Origin of the sequence: Streptomyces dioscori (assembly GCF_003024195.1) — a bacterium.
In the GTDB taxonomy this organism is placed as follows: domain Bacteria; phylum Actinomycetota; class Actinomycetes; order Streptomycetales; family Streptomycetaceae; genus Streptomyces; species Streptomyces dioscori.
Genome location: NZ_KZ679049.1, coordinates 54,760 through 73,978, shown reverse-complemented (window position 1 = coordinate 73,978; position 19,219 = coordinate 54,760). Strand labels below are relative to the sequence as shown.

Genomic DNA, 19,219 nt, shown 5'->3' with positions numbered 1-19,219 from the left:
GTACCGGTGTGGCTAGTTGATCGCCTTGATCAGTTCGCCGTTCGACGTGTCGCCGCTCAGCTCCCAGAAGAACGTGCCGCCCAGCCCCTGCGCGTTCTTGTAGCTCATCTTCCCGGCGATGGTCGACGGGGTGTCGTAACTCCACCAGTCGCTACCGCACTTGGCGTACGCGGTGCCGCCCACCGTGCCGGTGGCCGGGCACTTCGTCTTGAGCACCTTGTAGTCGTCGATGCCCTGCTCGTACGTACCCGCCGCCGGTCCGGTGGCCGAGCCGCCGGGCGCCGCCTGGGTGACCCCGGTCCAGCCGCGTCCGTAGAAGCCGATGCCGAGCAGCAGCTTCGAGGCCGGTATGCCCATGCCCTTGAGCTTGGCGATGGTGGCGGAGGTGTGGAACTCGGCCTTCGGGATGCCCGAGTAGGAGTTCAGCGCGGAGTGCGGAGCCGTCGGACCGGTCGCGTCCCAGGCACCGAAGAAGTCGTACGTCATCGGGTTGTACCAGTCGACGTACTGGGCCGCGCCCGCGTAGTCCGCCGCGTCGAGCTTGCCGCCGGCGGTGGCGTCGGCCGGGATCGCCGAGGTGACCAGCGCCGAGCCGCCGAACTTGGCGCGGACGGCCGACATCAGGTTCTTGTACGCGGCCCGCCCGCTGGTGTCACAGCTGAGGCCGCAGCTGTTGGGGTACTCCCAGTCGATGTCGATGCCGTCGAAGACGTCGGCCCACTTCGAGTTCTCGACCAGGTCGTAGCAGGACTGGGCGAAGGCCGCCGGGTTCTTGGCCGCCTCGGTGAAGCCGCCGGACCAGGTCCAGCCGCCGAAGGACCACAGGATCCTGAGGTTCGGGTGCTTCTTCTTCAGCTCGCGGAGCTGGTTGAAGTTGCCGCGCAGGGGCTGGTCCCAGGTGTCGGCGACCCCGTCGACCGACTCGGCCGCGGTGTGGGTCCGCTCGGTGGCCGCGTAGTTGTCGCCCATCGCGCACTTGCCGCCGGTGACATTGCCGAAGGCGTAGTTGATGTGCGTCAGCTTGGCCGCGGAGCCGGACGTCTCCACATTCTTGACCAGGTACTTCCGGTCGTAGGTGCCCCATTCGGTGAAGTAGCCGACGACCTTGGAACCGGCCGCCGCGGCGGTGGCCGCTGTGGGGGTGGCGGCCTTTCCTGCCGTGGTGGTGGCCGCCGGGGCGGCCGTGCCGGCCGCGGTGGCCGTGCCCGCGCCGGCGAGCAGTCCCGCGCCGAGGGCGGCGCAACACGCGGCGGACAGGAGCGCCCGGAAGCGGACGCGGGGGCGGAGTGAGCTGAGCATCGGACTCCTCGTGGGGGAGAGGGGAACATGCGCCGATTGGCATGAACGCGGTGAAGCGTTGGAGCGAAACAGTAGGAGGACTAGACCAGTTGGTCAATGGTTCGGACCAATTTCAGGAGGAATTCCATATGAGAATTCTTTACTCTTGAGTAAGCGGTCGTTAACTGGTGACTCCATGCCTCCGATCGGGCATACTCACAGCGCACAGCCGCTGATCAGGCGCTTCCGCGACCCGGAGGCGCGAGCATCACCGGTGCTCAGTGAGACCCGGCGGCGCAGCCCCACCCAGGTGTGCGCCCGCCGATGTGCCCGACAGGGAGGATCGTCGCCATGCCCGACCGCGCCCCGCAGCCGGTGGACCGCCAACTGCCCACGGACGAGGCCCGGGATCTGATCTCGCTCGTCCGCGACATCGCGCAGCGCGAGATCGCCCCGAAGGCGGCCGAGGAGGAGGACGCCGGACGCTTCCCACGGGAGATCTTCACCCTGCTCTCGGAATCGGGACTGCTCGGCCTTCCGTACGACTCCGAGTACGGCGGTGGTGACCAGCCGTACGAGGTCTACCTCCAGGTCCTGGAAGAGCTGGCCGCCGCCCGCCTCACCGTGGGCCTCGGGGTCAGCGTGCACTCCCTCGCCTGCCACGCCCTCGCCAACTACGGCAGCAAGGAGCAGCAGGTCGAGCACCTCCCGGACATGCTCGGCGGGGGCCTCCTGGGTGCCTACTGCCTCTCCGAGCCGGCGTCCGGCTCGGACGCGGCCTCCCTGCGTACGAAGGCCGTGCGGGACGGCGACGACTGGGTGCTCACCGGGACCAAGGCGTGGATCACGCACGGCGGGGTCGCGGACTTCTGCACCGTGCTCGCGCGGACCGGCGGCGAGGGGGCGCGGGGCATCACGGCGTTCCTGGTGCCCGGCGACGCCGAGGGGCTGAGCGCCGCGATGCCCGAGAAGAAGATGGGCATGAAGGGCTCACCGACCGCCCAGGTGCACTTCGACGGGGTGCGGATCCCCGACAGCAGGCGCATCGGCGAGGAGGGGCAGGGCTTCGCGATCGCCCTGTCCGCGCTGGACTCCGGGCGGCTCGGCATCGCGGCCTGCGCCGTCGGGGTCGCCCAGGCCGCGCTGGACGAGGCGGTCGCCTACGCGACGGGACGCGAGCAGTTCGGCCGGCCGATCGCGGACTTCCAGGGCCTGCGCTTCATGCTGGCGGACATGGCGACGCGCATCGAGGCGGGCCGTTCGCTGTATCTGACCGCGGCCCGGCTGCGGGACGCGGGACGGCCCTTCGCCCGGCAGGCGGCCATGGCGAAGCTGTTCTGCACCGACACCGCGATGCAGGTCACGATCGACGCCGTGCAGGTGCTCGGCGGGTACGGCTACACCGCGGACTTCCCCGTCGAGCGGTACATGCGCGAGGCCAAGGTGCTGCAGATCGTCGAGGGCACCAATCAGATCCAGCGGATGGTCATCGCCCGTCACCTCGCGGGTCCCGAGTCCCGCTGAACCGTCCGTACGCGTACATCGCCGCGGGGGCCACCAGCCGGGCCCATTCCGGATCGTGGTGACCCGGCAGGGTCCGGCCGCGGTCGGACCAGGCACGCATCATGGCGCGGTAGATGGGCGGGTCCACAGGCTGGTGGGGGGCCTGCGGTGCCTGTGATCCCTGATATCCCTGGGGTTCCTGGGATGCGGGCGCCTGCAGTACGCGCGTCCACTGGGTCTCCTGGGGCACCAGGTGCTCCTGAGGCGGCTGCGTCCCCAGGTTCCCTTGAGTCCGCTGGGAAACCGATTCTGCCGGGGGAGGAAGAAACCCGCGACGACGGCCCGTCTCTGGGTATGTCTCTGCGTACGAAGGGGTCATACCGGGCCAACGTGCTTCGGGGCGGGCAGGTCACCGACTGGCGAATTCGCCTGTGCGTTCGCGGGGGTTCCGGCGCTGTGAAGGGCTGCCGGACTCTGGCCCCCCGAGCTCATCTGACGTACCGTCAACTCTCCCGTGCCGTGTGCCCCGGGAGGCAGCCGATGCCCGACGACCGCCCCGTAGCCCTCGACGAGTACCCCGTGCACCAGGTCCCCCTCTCGATGAAGCACGTGGCGACGGGGGACCGGAACGCCTACGACCGCTGCATCTTCCATGTCGTCGACCACCGGGGCAGGGCGCTGCTCGTCCTGGGGCTCGGGGTGTATCCGAACGTGGGCGTCATCGACGCGTACGCGACCCTGCGCGTCGGGGACACCCTGCACGCCGTGCGCGCCTCGGACGCCCTCGACGACGACGAGCGGATGCGCCTGTCCGTCGGCCCGCTCCGGATCCATGTCGAACGCCCCCTCAAGGACTTCGTCCTGAGCTGCGCGGCCGACCCCGACGACCCGGACGGACTCTCGTACGAGATCACCTGGTCCGCGGAGTTCCCCGCGCTCTGGGAACCGCATCACGTCCAACGCCGCGGCGCCCGCCTCACGTTGGAGGGCAGGCGCTTCGTCCAGGCGGGCCGGTGCGACGGCTGGATCAAGGTCGCGGGACAGGAGACACGGCTGTCCCGCGACGGCTGGACCGGTACCCGCGACCGCAGCTGGGGCACCCGTCCGCTGCCGGGCGAGGAGGGCGGCCGGCTGGCCGAGGAACACCGGACCGAGGGCTTCCACTGGCTCTGGTGCCCCGTCCGCTTCGACGACCGCTTCCTGATGGTCGTCACCCAGGAGGACGCCGACGGCTACCGGACCCTGAACGACGCGACCCTCGTACGGGCCGGGCGGCGCGACCGCCAACTCGGCTGGCCCCGCGCGGAGATCGCCTACCGGAGCGGCACCCGGCACCCGGAGGGCGCGACCGTCCACCTCGGCGACCCCCGCAAGCCGCTCGAACTGGGCGTCGAGATCCTGGCCTCCTCCCCGCTCGCCGTCGGCGCCGGCTACCCGCCCGCCGAGGACTGGCAGCACGGCACCTGGCAGGGCAGGGGCTGGACCGACCGCCGCGTGTACGACCTCTCGGACCCGGCCGCGCTCGGACTCGCCGCGTACGGGGTGACCGACCACGCGGCCCGCTTCACCCTCGACGGCCGGACCGGGTACGGGATCTTCGAGCACGGCTCGTTCGGGCGGCACGACCCGAGCGGGTTCACCGGGTTCGACTCGGTCGCCCCGTGAGGAGGAACGTGCGGGTCGCGAAGGGGCGGTGGTGGTGGCATGGCTGAGGCACCCCGTCCCCGCCCTGGACCTCGACCTCGACCTCGTACGACGACCCGTGATCCGGAGGAGATCGCGCGGCGGCTGAGCGCGTGGCTCGCCACCCGGCTGCCCGGCGCGGAGGCGGTCGACGTCCGCGTCCCCGCCTCCAACGGGATGTCGAGCGAGACCCTGCTCTTCGACATCGAGCACCCCGAACCACCTGCCCGCGCCTGCGCGTTGAGGCTCGCGGCGGACCCGGCGGCGTACACCGTCTTCCCCGTCTACGACCTGCCACGGCAGTACCGCGTCATGCGGCTGGTCGCGGACCGCACGGACGTCCCCGTGCCACGCGTGCTGTGGCTGGAGGAGGATCCGGGACCGCTCGGGGCGCCCTTCTTCGTCATGGAGCGCGTCGAGGGGCGCGTACCGCCCGACGTCATGCCCTATACGTACGAGGGCAATTGGCTGCACGCCGCGAGCGAGTCCGAGCGCGAACGGCTGGAGACGGCGTCGGTCGGCCTCCTCGCCCGGCTGCACGACCAGGTACCGGTCAAGGAGGCCGGTTTCCTCGCCGGTCCCGGAGCGGGGAGCCCGCTGCGCTGTCACGTGGCGGCGCAACGCGCCTACTACGCCTGGGTGGTTGACGGGCTGTCACGCTCCCCGCTCATCGAGGACGCCTTCGACCGGCTCGACGCGCTCTGGCCGCGCGACGAGGGCGAAACGGTGCTCAGCTGGGGCGACGCACGCATCGGGAACGTCATCTACGACGGTTTCGAGCCCGCCGCCGTCCTCGACTGGGAGATGGCGGCACTGGGCCCGCGCGAGGTCGACCTCGGCTGGATGATCTACCTGCACCGCTTCTTCCAGGACCTCACGGAGAGCTTCGGGCAGCACGGACTGCCCGGCTTCCTGCGCAGGGACCGGGTCGAGGCGCGCTACGCCGAACTCACCGGCCACCCACCCCGGGACATGGACTTCCACATCCTGTACGCGGCCCTGCGGCACGCCGTCGTCATGCTGCGCGTCGCCTACCGGCAGGTGCACTTCGGCGAGAGCGACGTCCCGGCGGATCCGGACACGCTGATCCTGCACCACGACAGCCTGCGGGCCATGGTGCAGGGCGATTACAGGGATTGAGGACCCTTCAGCGCTTCGGCGGGGTCTCGGCCGTGCGGGACCGGACAGGTCCAAGGCGGGCCGGGCGACCGGCCAGGTCCTAGGCGGCCAGGCGCCGCATCACCGGCACCTGCATGGGGCGCGAGCCGGGGCCTCCGACGTGCGAGAAGGGCTGGGTCCGCCAGTCGAGTCCCTGCGGGAGCGTCAACAGCAGGGCGGTCTCCTGCTCCTGGATCTCCATCGTCTCGTCGGCGGGCTGGGCGTCGGCCGCCGCGCGGCCCGTACCCGCGCAGACCGTGAGTCCGAAGGGGTTCCACGGCGACGCGCAGAGCGCGTGCTCCGGCAGGCTCTCCTCGTCCGCCAGCAGCGCGATGGGCTGCGCGCAGTCCGGGCAGATCACCCGGTACATCTCGAAGGTGTCGTACGCGTCGATCTCCTCGCCGTCCAGGGCGTCCGGTTCGACGCCCTCCGGCTCGGGTTCGAAGACCGACTGCTGCCGCTTGGGCGCGGTACGTCCAAGACGCTTGAGACTCTGCATGGGTTACTCCCCCTCGGATGGGCCGACAAGGTGCTGCGACCTCGGCCACAGCAAGCACTTCCCGTCCCGCCTGCGCGGTAATCACGAGAACATCACGGAAGCGGGCGGTGTCATGTGGTGTTCGTCACATGCTGACCGCAGGTGCCCGACCCGGCCGGTTACCGGGGGGATCAAGGGCACTGTAGGTTCTCCGCCATGGAGGAGCTGGACCGCCACATCGTGCAGCTGCTCGTCGAAGACGGGCGGATGAGTTACACCGACCTGGGCAAGGCCACGGGCCTGTCCACGTCGGCCGTGCACCAGCGGGTGCGCCGGCTGGAGCAGCGCGGCGTCATCCGCGGGTATGCCGCGGTCGTCGACCCGGAGGCGGTGGGGCTGCCGCTGACGGCGTTCATCTCGGTGAAACCGTTCGATCCCAGCGCGCCGGACGACATCGCCGAGCGGCTGGCGGGGGTGCCGGAGATCGAGGCGTGCCACAGCGTGGCCGGCGACGAGAATTACATCCTGAAGGTGCGGGTCGCCACTCCGCACGAGCTGGAGGAGCTGCTGGCGCGGCTGCGGTCGCTGGCGGGGGTGTCCACGCGGACGACTGTGGTTCTTTCCACGCCGTACGAGGCTCGGCCGCCGAAGATCTGACGGCGCCCCTTGCCCCGTGCGCGGGCCTTCCGGCCGGGGCGTGATGTTCGTCCGCGGGCCGGTGGGGGCCGGTCGCGCAGTTCCCCGCGCCCCTGGGCGGGTGGGGGGTTCGGCGGGTTTTTGCGTGCGGGTCCGTCGTGGCTGGTCGCGCCGTTCCCCGCGCCCCTGGAGGGGCGCCCATGAAGGGGCTGGTCGGCGGGGCCCGGGGGACGGGGTGTGCCGGGCAGGGGCGAGACTGTCGGTATGAGTGACAGCACCGCCGATATCGAGTCGGATCGTATTCACCCAGGGGTTTCCCGGACCTTGCTGCTGCGGGGCGGGGAAGTGCACAGCCCCGCCGACCCGTTCGCCACCGCCATGGTCGTGGAACGCGGACAGGTCGCCTGGGTCGGTTCGGAGGGCGCCGCCGACGCGTTCGCGGACGGCGTGGACGAGGTGGTCGACCTCGAAGGGGCGCTCGTCACCCCGGCGTTCACCGACGCACACGTGCACACCACGGCCACCGGACTCGCCCTCACCGGCCTCGACCTCTCCGGCACCCGCACCCTCGGCGACGCCCTCGCCCGCGTACGGGACTTCGCCGCCTCCCGCCCCGGCGACCGGGTCCTCCTCGGCCACGGCTGGGACGCCTCCCGCTGGCCGGAGCGACGGCCCCCGCGGCGCGACGAGCTGGACGAGGCCACCGGCGGCCGTCCCCTCTACCTCAGCCGGATCGACGTCCACTCGGCCGTCACCACCACGGCCCTGCTGGACATGACACCGGGCGTCCGCGGGGCCGCCGGCTTCCAGGACGGCGAACCCCTCACCCGCGACGCCCATCACGCCGTACGCGCCGCCGCGTTCGCGGCCGTGACCCCGGCGCAGCGCACGGAGGCCCAGCGCGCGGCCCTGAAGCACGCCGCCTCGCTCGGGATCGGCTCCGTGCACGAGTGCGCGGGCCCCGAGATCTCCTCCGAGGACGACTTCACCGGGCTGCTGCGGCTCGCCGCCGAGGTGGCGGGCCCCCGCGTCGTCGGCTACTGGGCCGAGCAGGACGTGGCGAAGGCCCGCGCCCTGGGAGCGGCCGGCGCCGCGGGCGACCTCTTCGTGGACGGCGCTCTCGGTTCGCACACGGCCTGTCTGCACCGGCCGTACACCGACGCGGACCACACGGGTACCGCCTACCTGGACACCGATGCCGTCGCCGCCCATGTCGTGGCGTGCACCGAGGCGGGGCTCCAGGCGGGCTTCCACGCCATCGGGGACGCCGCGGTGGCCTCCGTGGTCGACGGCATGCGCGCAGCCGCCGAGAAGGTCGGCCTGGCCCGCGTACGCGCCGCCCGGCACCGCGTCGAGCATGCCGAGATGCTCACACCGGAGACGATCGCCGGTTTCGCCGACCTCGGCCTCACCGCCTCCGTCCAGCCCGCCTTCGACGCGCTGTGGGGTGGCGAGGACGGCATGTACGCCGAGCGTCTGGGCGCCGAGCGCGCCCGTACGCTCAACCCCTACGCCGCTCTGCTGCGCGCCGGCGTGCCGCTCGCCTTCGGTTCCGACAGCCCCGTCACACCGCTCGACCCCTGGGGCACGCTCCGGGCCGCCGCCTTCCACCGGACGCCCGAACACCGGGTGTCCGTGCGCGCCGCCTTCACGGCGCACACGCGGGGCGGCTGGCGGGCGGTCGGACGGGACGACGCGGGGTCCCTGGTACCGGGCGCGCCCGCGGACTACGCGGTGTGGCGCACCGAGGAACTCGTGGTCCAGGCCCCGGACGACCGGGTGGCCCGCTGGTCGACCGACCCCCGCTCCGGAACCCCGGGACTGCCCGACCTGTCACCCGGCGCGGACCTGCCCGTCTGTCTGCGCACCGTGGTGGACGGTCGAACCGTATTCGTACGGCCGGACGAGTGATGTCCCGGGGTGGCGCGGCGCCGATCATGGTCCGACGGGCTGTCGCGCGACCTGCGCATCCTCGCCGCTGACCAGGTGTTTCCTGAGAAAACCGCAGGTGGAACGACTGTTGACAGTGAGCGGCAGGTGGCCGGTAGGTTCGGCCGGGTCCACCACCGGACGTCCGGCCGGTGAACTTCCGCGCAGTCGCCGCAGCGCAGTTGGGTCAGGGGTGGTGTGCCGCACCGGCGCACCACCACTGGGAGCCAGGCCCAGCGTCCGCGCCACGGGGCGAGGGAACGTTCCGGCCGGATGGTGTGACCCGGGTGGGGCCCGGCCGCTCAGTAGACAACGGCTTTCGGTCGACCCGCAGCCAGCGGGTCCCAGGTCGGCCCGAAGGGCGCCGGGCCCCGATCCGCAGTTCCCCTGCTTCTGGGACCCCTTTTCCCCTCGTACGACCCCGTTGTGCGACTTTTCAAGTCGGTGCCTTACCTGCGGGAAGAGCGGCGCTCGCTATGGTGGTGCCCCTCTCGCACGGAAGTTTTAAGGGGAAGCTGTGAACGACGGCGTTGAGCGACGGTTCGGTCCGCTCGGCACGACCTTGGTGATCATCCCGACCTTCAACGAGGCGGAGAACATCAAGAGGATCGTGGGCCGGGTGCGGGCGGCCGTACCCGCGGCGCACGTCCTGATCGCCGACGACAACAGCCCCGACGGCACCGGCAAGCTCGCCGACGAGCTGGCCGTCGAGGACGAACACGTCCACGTGCTGCACCGCAAGGGCAAGGAAGGCCTGGGCGCCGCTTATCTCGCCGGCTTCGGCTGGGGCCTGGAGCACGGGTACGGCGTCCTGGTCGAGATGGACGCCGACGGCTCCCACCAGCCCGAGGAGCTGCCCCGGCTGCTGACCGCGCTCAAGGGCGCCGACCTGGTGCTCGGGTCCCGCTGGGTACCGGGCGGCAGGGTGGTGAACTGGCCCAGGTCCCGTGAGTTCCTCTCGCGCGGCGGAAGCCTGTACTCGCGGGTCCTGCTCGACGTGCCGATCCGCGACGTCACCGGCGGCTACCGGGCCTTCCGGAGCGAGACCCTGGAACGGCTCGGCCTCGGAGAGGTCGCCTCGCAGGGGTACTGCTTCCAGGTCGACCTGGCCCGCCGGGCCGTCCGGGCCGGCTGTCACGTCGTCGAGGTGCCGATCACCTTCGTCGAACGGGAACTCGGCGACTCCAAGATGAGCCGCGACATCCTGGTGGAGGCGCTGTGGCGGGTCACCACGTGGGGTGTGGGGGAGCGGGCGGGGCGCGTGCTGGGGCGCAAGAAGCCCTGAGCCGCCGCCCCATCGCACAGGCAGGGCTGATCGCCTCTTTACGCTTTATGCCGTACTGAGCCCTGGCCAGGCACACTGGAGGCATGACGACTGGCGCACCGATCCCGCCCTCCTCCGCCCCCGGCCCCACCTCTCGTCGGCCCCGGCGCTCACGGCTGCTGAGGTTCCTGCCCCTGGGCGTGGCCGCGTGGCTCGTGCTGGAGATCTGGCTGCTGACCGTGGTGGCGGGCGCGGCGAGCGGGTTCGCGGTGCTTCTGCTGCTGATCGGCGGGTTCGTCCTCGGTTCCGTGGTCATCAAGCGGGCCGGGCGGCGGGCCTTTCGCGCGCTGAGCGAGACGCTGCAACAGCAGCAGAGCGGGGCGTTGCCGCAGGGCAGGGCCAATTCCGAGGGCAACGGCCTGATGATGCTCGGCGGGCTGCTCCTGATGCTGCCGGGGCTGATCTCCGACGTGTTCGGGCTGCTTCTGCTCGTGCCGCCCGTGCAGAAGGGGCTCTCGCGGTACGCGGAGCGGACGTTCGAGCGGAAGGTGCGGGAGGCTTCGGGGTCGTTCGGGAGCGCGTTCCAGCAGGCTCGGATTCACCGTCCCGACGGCAAGGTGGTCCAGGGTGAGGTCATCCGCGACGACGCGCCGCGCGACCACGGGAACGAGAACAACCAGGGCTCGCGCCCGCCCCTGACGGGCTGAGGCCCGGCCGCCGCCCGGGGTGGGTGGGGGCTTTTTTCGCCCCCGCCGCCCCTACCCGTTCCCGTCACGACCTCAGGGGCTCCGCCCCCGAACCCCCGCTCCTCAAACGCCGGAGGGGCTGGGTGGGCCATGGGGGCGCCGGAGAGGCCGAGATACCCAGGGGCGCGGGGAACGGCGCAGTCCTTTGCCTTTAGGGGCGCGGGGAACTGCGCAACCCCAGCCACAGTGGGCCCGCACGCACCCAGAAACGCACCCGAGCCCCACGCAAACGCACAGAACCGCAGGAACCGTGTCCGAAGACACGGCGCCCGCGGTCGCGTGCGTGCGCTGTATGCCGCTCAGCCCCCTGAAGGGCTACGCGGACTTGCGGCTGTCCCGAGGGTGGACCGCAATGTTCATGGCTCCGGATCGAAGCACGGCCAGGCGCTCTTCGAGGACCTCTTCGAGCTCCTCTCGCGTACGCCGTTCCATCAGCATGTCCCAATGCGTACGCGCGGGCTTGGCCTTCTTCTCTTCAGGGCCGTCGCCGTCCACCAGGAGTGCCTGGGCCCCGCAGACCTTGCACTCCCACTCCGGCGGGATCTCCGCCTCCACCGAGAAGGGCATCTCGAATCGATGGCCCTTCTCGCATGCGTACTCCACGGCCTGGCGCGGGGCCAGGTCGATGCCGCGGTCCGTCTCGTAGCTAGTCACCACGAGGCGCGTGCCGCGAAGAGCTCGCTCACTCATGAATCGTGCCTCCCGGGCTTGTCGCCCACAGGACAGGTGTCGCTGTCGTCGTCATCCGGTCAACGTCCGGTCGGCGGTAAAGATTCCCGCTCCGGGACATGCGTCGCCGTCGTAGCCGCCCGTTGTTGTACCCACCTGCGCCCGGTATGTCACATCTGACAGCAGATGTCACCCGGTGTTGCGGCATCTTTGACGCGCAGTAACGGTACGCCTGGCAGGCCAAACGCGTACACTACCGCCCTTTGGCGCTGAGCGCTAAATCCTCGCGGGAACGGGGTTGCCCGCGTCGCGCACCGCCCGGCGCACCGGGACCCTCGCGAGCAGCACGAATCCCAGGACGAAGAAGGCCACGAGCGAGAGGATCGCGTCCCGGTAGCTGCCCGTCAGCTGGTAGGTCACGCCGAACAGGAGCGGGCCCAGCCAGCTCATGCCGCGGTCGCTCATCTCGTACGCGGAGAAGTACTCGGCCTCCTTGCCGGGCGGCACCAGATGCGAGAACAGGGACCGGGAGAGCGCCTGGCTGCCACCGAGGACCAGCCCGATGCCCGCGGCGAGGACGAAGAACCAGCCGGGTGCTCCCGCGGGCAGGAAATATCCGGCGGCCAGCGTGAGGGTCCATGCGACCAGCGACCCGAGAATGATCCGTTTGGCGCCGTACGTGCGGGCCAGTCGGCCCATCCCGAGGGCCCCGGCCACCGCGAGCAGCTGGACCAGCAGCACGGCGACGATCAGCGTCGACTGGTCGAGGCCCAGCTCCTCGGACCCGTACACGGAGGCCTGTGAGATGACCGTCTGGATGCCGTCGTTGTAGACGAGGTATGCCAGGAGGAAGGCGAGGGTGAGCGGCTGGCGGCGCATGTCGCGCACGGTCGCCGCCAGCTGCCGCCAGCCGCGTCCGGGCGCGCCCGGCGATCCCTCGGGGGAGTCCGCCGTACGGCGGTCGCGCAGGCGCTTGAGCGGTACGAGGGTGAAGGCGCCCCACCAGATGCCCGCCGAGGCCAGGCAGATGCGGACCGCCATCGACTCCGAGACGCCGAAGCTGTCGTGGGCGCTGTAGAGCACCAGGTTCGCCACCAGGACCAGCGAGCCCGCCGCGTAGCCGAACGCCCAGCCCCTCGACGAGACGGCGTCGCGTTCCTCGGGCGGGGCGATCTGCGGCAGGTAGGAGTTGTAGAGCACCATCGAGACGGCCAGTGAGGCATTGGCCACGATGAGCAGGAGGCCGCCCAGCAGATAGCGGTCGCCGTCCAGGAAGAACATGCCGGCCGTGGCAGCGGCACCCAGATACGCCGAGAGTGCGAGGAGCGGCTTCTTGCGGCCGCTGCGGTCGGCCGCCGCTCCCGCCAGGGGCATCACGAAGATCGACAGGATCACGGACGCGGACACGCTGTAGGCGAAGAACGAGCCCGCGCGCAGGGGTATCCCCAGCGGGTGCACGAATCCGTCCGCGTCCGCGGCCGCCTTGGCGACCGACGTCAGATAGGGGCCGAGGAACACGGTGAGCACGCTCGTCGAGTAGACGGAGCAGGCCCAGTCGTAGAAGTACCAGCCGCGTTGTTCGCGCCGCCGCTCGGCGGCCCCGTCGGCCGCCCTTTCCCGCACGGTGTCGGTGCCCACCCGTGCCCTCGCTTCCCCGTGTCGTGCCTGTGCAGGGCGTACCGCGTGGTGTGCCGGGACCGCTCAGGCCCAGGTGCCGCGGTCCTGGAGGACCCCGCGCAGCGTGTCGATGTGATCGGTCATGATGCCATCGACTCCCAGGTCCAGAAGCCGGTGCATCCGCTCGGGTTCGTTGACCGTCCACACGTGGACCTGCAGCCCGCGCGCGTGGGCGGCCCCCACGAAACGGCGGTCCACCACCGGGATGCCCGACTGGGCCTCGGGAACCTGGGCGCAGACCGCCGAGCGCCGCAGCGCGGCGGGCAGACCCCACGACTTCAGGCGCAGCCCCAGAACACCCCGGATGCCGTACGAGGTGGCCAGCCGCGGGCCGGCCACGCGCTGGGCCCGGGCGACCCGCGCCTCGGAGAACGAGCCGACGCAGACGCGGTCCCAGGAGCCGGTGGCGCGGATCAGATCGAGGAGGGGGAGCAGCGCGGGCTCCGCCTTCACGTCCACGTTCCAGCGGACGTCGGGGAAGGTCTCCAGGAGCTCTTCGAAGAGGGGGACCGGTTCGGCGCCCGCCACGCGCGCGTGCCGTACGTCGTTCCAGGGGAGGTCGGCTATCCGGCCCGCGCCGTCGGTCACCCGGTCCAGCGTCACGTCGTGGAAGGCGACGAGTTTTCCGTCGGCCGTCGCGTGCACATCCGTCTCGATGTACCGGTACCCGGCCTCGACCGCGCGGTGGAACTGGGCGACGGTGTTCTCCAGGCCGTCGGCGGCCCCGCCCCGGTGGGCGAAGGCTATGGGCCCGGGATGGTCGAGGTAGGGATGGCGTATACGCGAGATCACCCGCGCAGTATCGCCCCCTCCGATGGCCCTGTGGCAACGACCGTACTGCCGTCCGGTGATGCCGCGGGTACGGCGAACACCCGCAGGAACAGCTGGGCCAGCGGCCCGATCGCGAGTGCGTAGAGAACCGTGCCGATCCCGACCGTGCCGCCCAGGACGAAGCCCGTCGCGACCACGGCCACTTCCAGGGTCGTGCGCACCAGGCGTATCGAACGGCCGGTGCGCTGATGGAATCCCGTCATCAGGCCGTCACGCGGGCCCGGACCGAAACGTGCCGCTATGTAGAGGCCGGTCGCCATGCCGTTCAGCAGGATGCCCGCCGCCATCAGCGGGACACGGACCCCGAGGGCGTGCACGTCCGGCAGGAGGGCGAGCGTGCCGTCCATCGCGATGCCCACCACGAAGACGTTGGAGACCGTGCCGAGGCCCGGGCGCTGACGCAGCGGTATCCACAGGAGAAGGACGACGGCCCCGATGATGATCGACACGACACCGATCGTCAGCCCGGTCAGCTTTGCGAGGCCCTGATGCAGCACACCCCAGGGCTCAAGACCCAGGCCCGCCTCCACGAGGAGGGCCGAGCTCACCCCGTACAGGGCCAGTCCCACGTACAGCTGAAGAAGTCGGCGGGTGAGACGCCTCGGCGGCGGGCTGGACACTATGGGCTCCTTGGAGGTGGCGCGGTGGCGCGATGGTGTCAGTGGACTGACTCATGACACTCTGTGGCTTGAGGAGAAACCTCTTCCATGGCCAATTCGGCGAAGGTGGACTGGAAATCATGACACAGTGGACTTCAGCGGTGGGGGCCGCCCAGCTCGCCCGGCTGCTCAACTCCCAGCAGGAGCGCCCCGCGGGCCCCGGCACGCGCCGCCCGCCCGCCTACCGTGCCCTCGCCGACGGTATCCGGCTGCTCGTCCTCGAAGGCCGGGTCCCCGTCGCCGCGCGACTGCCCGCCGAGCGCGAACTGGCCCTCTCCCTGTCCGTCAGCCGCACCACCGTGGCGGCGGCCTACGAGGCACTGCGCGCCGAGGGCTTCCTGGAGTCCCGCAGGGGAGCGGGCAGCTGGACCGCCGTACCGGCCGGCAACCCGCTGCCCGCGCGCGGCCTCGAACCCCTGCCGCCCGAGACCCTCGGCTCCATGATCGACCTGGGCTGCGCGGCCCTGCCCGCCCCCGAACCCTGGCTCACCCGCGCCGTCCAGGGCGCCCTGGAGGAGCTGCCGCCGTACGCCCACACCCACGGCGACTATCCGGCGGGGCTGCCCGCGCTGCGCCAGACCCTCGCCGACCGGTACACCGCGCGCGGCATTCCCACCATGCCCGAGCAGATCATGGTGACCACCGGGGCCATGGGGGCCATCGACGCCATCTGCCACCTCTTCGCCGGCCGCGGGGAGCGCATCGCCGTCGAGTCGCCCTCGTACGCCAACATCCTCCAGCTGATGCGTGAGGCCGGAGCCCGGCTGGTGCCCGTCGCCATGGCCGAAGGGCTCGCCGGCTGGGACATGGACCGCTGGCGGCAGGTGCTGCGCGACGCGGCGCCCCGGCTCGCCTATGTCGTCGCCGACTTCCACAACCCGACCGGTGCGCTCGCCGACGAGAACCAGCGACGGCAGCTCGTCGACGCCGCGCGGTCGGCCGGGACCGTGCTCGTCGTGGACGAGACCATGAGCGAGCTGCAGCTGGACGAAGGACTCGAACGGCCGCGTCCCGTCTGCGGGTTCGACCCGGCGGGGTCGACGGTCGTCACGGTCGGCTCGGCCAGCAAGGCCTTCTGGGCCGGCATGCGGATCGGCTGGGTCCGTGCCGCGCCGGACGTGATCCGCAGCCTGGTCGCCGCGCGCGCGTACGCCGACCTCGGGACCCCCGTCCTGGAACAGCTGGCCGTGAACTGGCTGCTCAGTACGGGCGGCTGGGAGCAGGCCGTGCAGGTGCGGCGCGACCAGGCCCGGGAGAACCGGGACGCGCTCGTGGGGGCGCTGCGCCGCGAACTCCCCGACTGGGAGTTCGACGTGCCGCGCGGCGGGCTCACGCTGTGGGTGCGCACGGGGGGTCTGTCCGGGTCGCGGCTGGCGGAGGTCGGTGAACGGGTGGGGGTACGGGTGCCGTCCGGGCCGCGGTTCGGGGTGGACGGGGCGTTCGAGGGGTATGTGCGGCTTCCGTTCACCGTGGGTGGTGCGGTGGCCGACGAGGCGGCTGCGCGGTTGGGGGCGGCGGCGCGGATGGTTGCGGCCGGTGCGCATGGGGGTGGGGAGGCGCCCCGCACATTCGTGGCGTGACGCCGCCTGCCGGGGCCCGACGGGCGGGTTGTCGGGTGCGGGCCCGTCGTGGCCGGTCGCGCAGTTCCTCGCGCCCCTGGGTGGGTGGGGGGCGAGGTGGTCCTTCGGGTGCGGGCCGGTGGTGGCTGGTCGCGCAGTTCCTCGCGCCCCTGGGTGGGCGGGGGTTGCGGATGTAGCCGTACGTGCGGGTGCGTCGTGGTTGCCCGCGCCGTTCCCCGCGCCCCTCAAGAGGGGCTGCGCCCCATCAGGGGCGCGGGGAACGGCGCAGTCTTTTGGCTTTTTGGGGGCGCGGGGAACGGCGCAGTCTGTTGTTTTTTAGGGGCGCGGGGAACTGCGCGGCCAGCCATGACCGGTGCGAGGCCGGGATGCGACGGCTCGTCGTGGTCAGGCCTCCGTGGGTACGCCCGCCACGCCCACCGCGCCCGCGGACGTGACGCGTACCGGGTCCGCCGCAGGCGCGGGTGGCACCTCCGCGGGGAGCAGGGACAGGACCGCCCGCCGATGCGTCTCGCTCGTCGCCTCGTCGTACGGGTCCGGCGTCGCCGGCACCTGGAGGCGGTGGACCGGTCCGGCGCCCAGTCGGGCATACCCCCGGCCCGCCGGCACATCGGCCGTGGGAGTCGTGTGCGGCGGCACCCCCAGCACCGCTTCGAGCTGCCCCGTCGAAGCCGCCCCGAGCACGACACGCGCGCGCGTGTGCCCCAGTACCGCCTCCCCGAGCGACTCCACGGCGTCGAACTGCTCGGCCACCACGACCGTGACCCCGGCCGCGCGGCCGTGACGCAACGGCACCTGGAGGAGCGTCTGCGGATCACTCCGGTCGTCGGCCGCCGCGAGATGGCCGAGCGCGGTCGGCCGGTCCAGGAGGAGCCACAGCGGACGCCGCGTGTCCTCCGGCGGAGTCAGTCCCGCCTGCCGGGACCGGTTCGCCGTGATGAGGCGCCGCTCCGTCTCGTGCGCCGCCCATTCGAGAGCCGCCAGCGCGCCCGACAGGCCGCATTCGATGCCCAGAACGCCGTCGCGCCCCGCCAGGCACGCGTACTCGCCCGTACCGCCGCCCTCGACGATCAGTACGTCACCGTGCCGCAGGGCCTGGAGTGCGATCGAGCGCAGGAGCGTGGTCGTGCCGCTGCCGGGCCCGCCGACCGCGAGGAGGTGCGGCTCGGTGGAGCGCGCGCCGGTGCGCCAGACCACCGGGGGGACGTCCCGCTGTTCCTGGCCGAAGTCGAGAGGGAGCGTGCGCTGGACCCCGGCCGGGTCGGTGAAGCCGAGGACGGTCTCGCCCGGTGCCGTGACGAACCGCTGGGCGGCGATGTCGGTGGGCAGCGGGGGCAGGACGGCGACCGAGAGCTGGTTGCTCTCCTCGTCCCACGCGAAGCGGTACTCCCGGCCGCGCCCTGACTTGGCGTGCAGCAGCTGCTCGATACGGGCCCGGGAGTCGGCCTCCCCGTCCCGGAAGTAGGCGGGGTAGCGCACGGACAGCTGCGAGACCCGGCCGGTGTCGTCGAACTCGTACGCGTCGAAGGCCTTGCCCCACTCGCCGCCGTGGGCGTAGAGCGGGGCGGGGTCCTCGGGGACGGAGAAGTACGGAACGAGCGCCTCGTAGAGGGACTCCAGGCGCTTGCTCTGTGAGTCGTCGGGGCCTGAGGGCACGGCCGGGGTGTGGTCCCTGCCCTGCCAGGCGGCCGCCGCCATCAGGGTGATGACGGCCAGCAGCGGCCCGTACGGGATGAGGGCCACGATCAGGACGACCGAGGCCACCAGGAACAGCAGTGGACCGCGCCGGTCCTTGGGGGTGTCCGCCCATTTGCGCCGGCCGGCGGCCGCCAGCCGGCGCAGTCCACGGCTGATGGTGATCAGCGGGTGGAGGACGTCGGTGGCGCTGTCGGCGGCCGTCCGGGCCAGGTCCCTGCTGCGGGCGATCTGCGCGCTGCCGGTACTCAGAATGCGGGGGAGGGGGCGCCGGGCCACTGCTGTCTCCTGGAGGTGCGTGCGAACGGGGTGGGGGTCAGAACTTGATCCCGCCGAGCAGACCGGCCAGGCTCGCGCCGCCCGCCGTGATGCTCGGCGCGATGGCCGTGCCCGCGAGGTAGAACCCGAAGAGGGCGCTGACCATCGCGTGCGAGGCCTTGAGGCCGTCCTTGCGGAAGAAGAGGAAGACGATGATGCCGAGCAGGACCACGCCTGACATGGACAGGATCATGATTGTTTCTCCTGGATCGATGGGGACAGTCACCATGAGTACTTCCAGGCTCACAGGATGTATCCATACGATAAAAGGTGCAACTGGGTGAAATTCTGCTTATTTCACCCCGATGGACCCGCCCGGCAGGGCCCTGCAGTGGCCCTCTCGATGATTTGTCGGTTTCGTGGTGATCTTTGCCTCGGGTGGGCCAGGTCATGTGCCCGCGAAGCCAGTACGCTGGCGATTCACCCGTACGGTCGCACCGCGACGGCCGCACGTTCCCGCACTTCCCGCAGTCCCGTTCGTCCCCGCACCGTCCCCGTGGTGCGCGTCCCGCAGTGAGAGGCGGTCCCGTCGATGAGTGAAGCGCCCGACCCCGAGGTCGTGGAGCTGGCGACCAAGATCTTCGATCTGGCCCGGCAGGGGCAGACCGAAGCACTCGTGGCGTACGTCGACGCGGGTGTTCCGGCCAACCTCACGAACGACCGCGGCGACTCGCTCCTGATGCTCGCCGCCTATCACGGCCACGCCGACGCCGTGAGCGCCCTCCTGGAACGCGGGGCGGAGGCGGACCGTATCAACGACCGGGGCCAGACCCCGCTCGCCGGGGCCGTCTTCAAGGGCGAGGACGCCGTCATCCGCGTCCTCCTGGCCGCGGGCGCGGACCCCTCGGCGGGGACGCCCTCCGCCGTCGACACGGCCCGGATGTTCGCCAAGGCCGAACTGCTCGACCTGTTCGGAGTTCACTGAACCATCCGCCTTGACCAGGCGAAACAGCTTTTTTGGGGGAGGCGGAACGGGGCCGCCGGAAATGCGGTCGCGGCAGCGAGAACCGCTGGGTCATCATGACGTCGTGATTCACGGACGCGATGGCTGGGCAGGTGTTGCCGCACCGCGCGGACCGTGATGCGGCCCGCACGGGCCACCGACGAGAGGCAGAGGA

At 71.4% G+C, this 19,219-nt stretch carries 17 protein-coding genes; 9 read left to right on the top strand and 8 right to left on the bottom strand.

Going from position 1 to position 19,219, the window contains the following annotated elements; genetic code table 11:
* Positions 1-12: 12 nt before the first annotated feature.
* Entirely contained in the window at positions 13-1,299 is a 1,287-nt protein-coding gene (locus C6Y14_RS28000) for a glycoside hydrolase family 18 protein (RefSeq protein WP_107019629.1), read from the bottom strand.
* Between the two features lie 330 nt (positions 1,300-1,629).
* Between C6Y14_RS28000 and C6Y14_RS27995 the strand changes: the two genes are divergently transcribed.
* From C6Y14_RS27995 to C6Y14_RS27980, 3 genes are all read left to right on the top strand, one after another.
* Complete coding sequence (locus tag C6Y14_RS27995) at positions 1,630-2,802, top strand: acyl-CoA dehydrogenase family protein (protein ID WP_107019628.1); 1,173 nt, start codon at positions 1,630-1,632, stop codon at positions 2,800-2,802.
* Between the two features lie 519 nt (positions 2,803-3,321).
* Complete coding sequence (locus tag C6Y14_RS27985) at positions 3,322-4,446, top strand: hypothetical protein (RefSeq protein ID WP_107019626.1); 1,125 nt, start codon at positions 3,322-3,324, stop codon at positions 4,444-4,446.
* A 39-nt stretch (positions 4,447-4,485) separates the two neighbouring features.
* Complete coding sequence (locus C6Y14_RS27980; protein ID WP_107019625.1) at positions 4,486-5,604, top strand: phosphotransferase family protein; 1,119 nt, start codon at positions 4,486-4,488, stop codon at positions 5,602-5,604.
* A 79-nt stretch (positions 5,605-5,683) separates the two neighbouring features.
* Here the strand turns inward: C6Y14_RS27980 and C6Y14_RS27975 are convergent, their stop codons facing one another.
* Positions 5,684-6,121: a hypothetical protein gene (locus tag C6Y14_RS27975; protein ID WP_107019624.1), complete on the bottom strand. Its 438-nt coding sequence runs from the start codon at positions 6,119-6,121 to the stop codon at positions 5,684-5,686.
* Positions 6,122-6,316: 195 nt separating this feature from the next.
* On the opposite strand from C6Y14_RS27975, the gene C6Y14_RS27970 reads away from it, so the two are divergent.
* From C6Y14_RS27970 to fxsA, 4 genes are all read left to right on the top strand, one after another.
* On the top strand, positions 6,317-6,757 hold the full coding sequence (locus C6Y14_RS27970; RefSeq protein WP_107019623.1) for an Lrp/AsnC family transcriptional regulator: 441 nt from the start codon (positions 6,317-6,319) through the stop codon (positions 6,755-6,757).
* Between the two features lie 243 nt (positions 6,758-7,000).
* Positions 7,001-8,647, top strand: coding sequence for an amidohydrolase (locus C6Y14_RS27965; protein ID WP_107019622.1), 1,647 nt, complete (start codon positions 7,001-7,003; stop codon positions 8,645-8,647).
* Between the two features lie 535 nt (positions 8,648-9,182).
* Positions 9,183-9,950, top strand: a complete 768-nt coding sequence (locus C6Y14_RS27960; protein ID WP_107019621.1) for a polyprenol monophosphomannose synthase — start codon at positions 9,183-9,185, stop codon at positions 9,948-9,950.
* Between the two features lie 83 nt (positions 9,951-10,033).
* Positions 10,034-10,636: an FxsA family membrane protein gene (fxsA, locus tag C6Y14_RS27955; protein WP_107019620.1), complete on the top strand. Its 603-nt coding sequence runs from the start codon at positions 10,034-10,036 to the stop codon at positions 10,634-10,636.
* A gap of 354 nt (positions 10,637-10,990) precedes the next feature.
* Here fxsA and C6Y14_RS27945 read toward each other — a convergent pair whose 3' ends face one another.
* The 4 genes from C6Y14_RS27945 to yczE form a co-directional block, all read right to left on the bottom strand.
* Positions 10,991-11,365 (bottom strand): RNA polymerase-binding protein RbpA, encoded by a 375-nt coding sequence (locus tag C6Y14_RS27945; RefSeq protein WP_003977404.1) that lies wholly within the window; start codon positions 11,363-11,365, stop codon positions 10,991-10,993.
* 255 nt (positions 11,366-11,620) lie between these two features.
* Entirely contained in the window at positions 11,621-12,982 is a 1,362-nt protein-coding gene (locus tag C6Y14_RS27940; RefSeq protein WP_107019618.1) for an MFS transporter, read from the bottom strand.
* A 63-nt stretch (positions 12,983-13,045) separates the two neighbouring features.
* Positions 13,046-13,813 carry a glycerophosphodiester phosphodiesterase gene (locus C6Y14_RS27935; protein ID WP_107019617.1) on the bottom strand — a complete coding sequence of 256 codons (768 nt, stop codon included), beginning with the start codon at positions 13,811-13,813 and terminating at the stop codon, positions 13,046-13,048.
* Positions 13,810-14,475, bottom strand: coding sequence for a membrane protein YczE (yczE, locus tag C6Y14_RS27930; protein ID WP_450152396.1), 666 nt, complete (start codon positions 14,473-14,475; stop codon positions 13,810-13,812). Before yczE ends, C6Y14_RS27935 begins: the two co-directional genes overlap by 4 nt.
* Positions 14,476-14,591: 116 nt before the next feature.
* On the opposite strand from yczE, the gene C6Y14_RS27925 reads away from it, so the two are divergent.
* A complete protein-coding gene (locus tag C6Y14_RS27925; RefSeq protein ID WP_107019615.1) occupies positions 14,592-16,091 on the top strand; it encodes an SCO1417 family MocR-like transcription factor in 1,500 nt (499 codons plus the stop codon).
* A gap of 384 nt (positions 16,092-16,475) precedes the next feature.
* Here C6Y14_RS27925 and C6Y14_RS27920 read toward each other — a convergent pair whose 3' ends face one another.
* Together C6Y14_RS27920 and C6Y14_RS27915 are read right to left on the bottom strand one after the other, a co-directional pair.
* Complete coding sequence (locus tag C6Y14_RS27920) at positions 16,476-18,062, bottom strand: P-loop NTPase family protein (RefSeq protein WP_107019614.1); 1,587 nt, start codon at positions 18,060-18,062, stop codon at positions 16,476-16,478.
* Between the two features lie 37 nt (positions 18,063-18,099).
* Positions 18,100-18,294 (bottom strand): hypothetical protein, encoded by a 195-nt coding sequence (locus C6Y14_RS27915; RefSeq protein ID WP_041991757.1) that lies wholly within the window; start codon positions 18,292-18,294, stop codon positions 18,100-18,102.
* Positions 18,295-18,633: 339 nt separating this feature from the next.
* On the opposite strand from C6Y14_RS27915, the gene C6Y14_RS27910 reads away from it, so the two are divergent.
* On the top strand, positions 18,634-19,026 hold the full coding sequence (locus C6Y14_RS27910; protein ID WP_107019613.1) for an ankyrin repeat domain-containing protein: 393 nt from the start codon (positions 18,634-18,636) through the stop codon (positions 19,024-19,026).
* Positions 19,027-19,219: the final 193 nt, after the last annotated feature.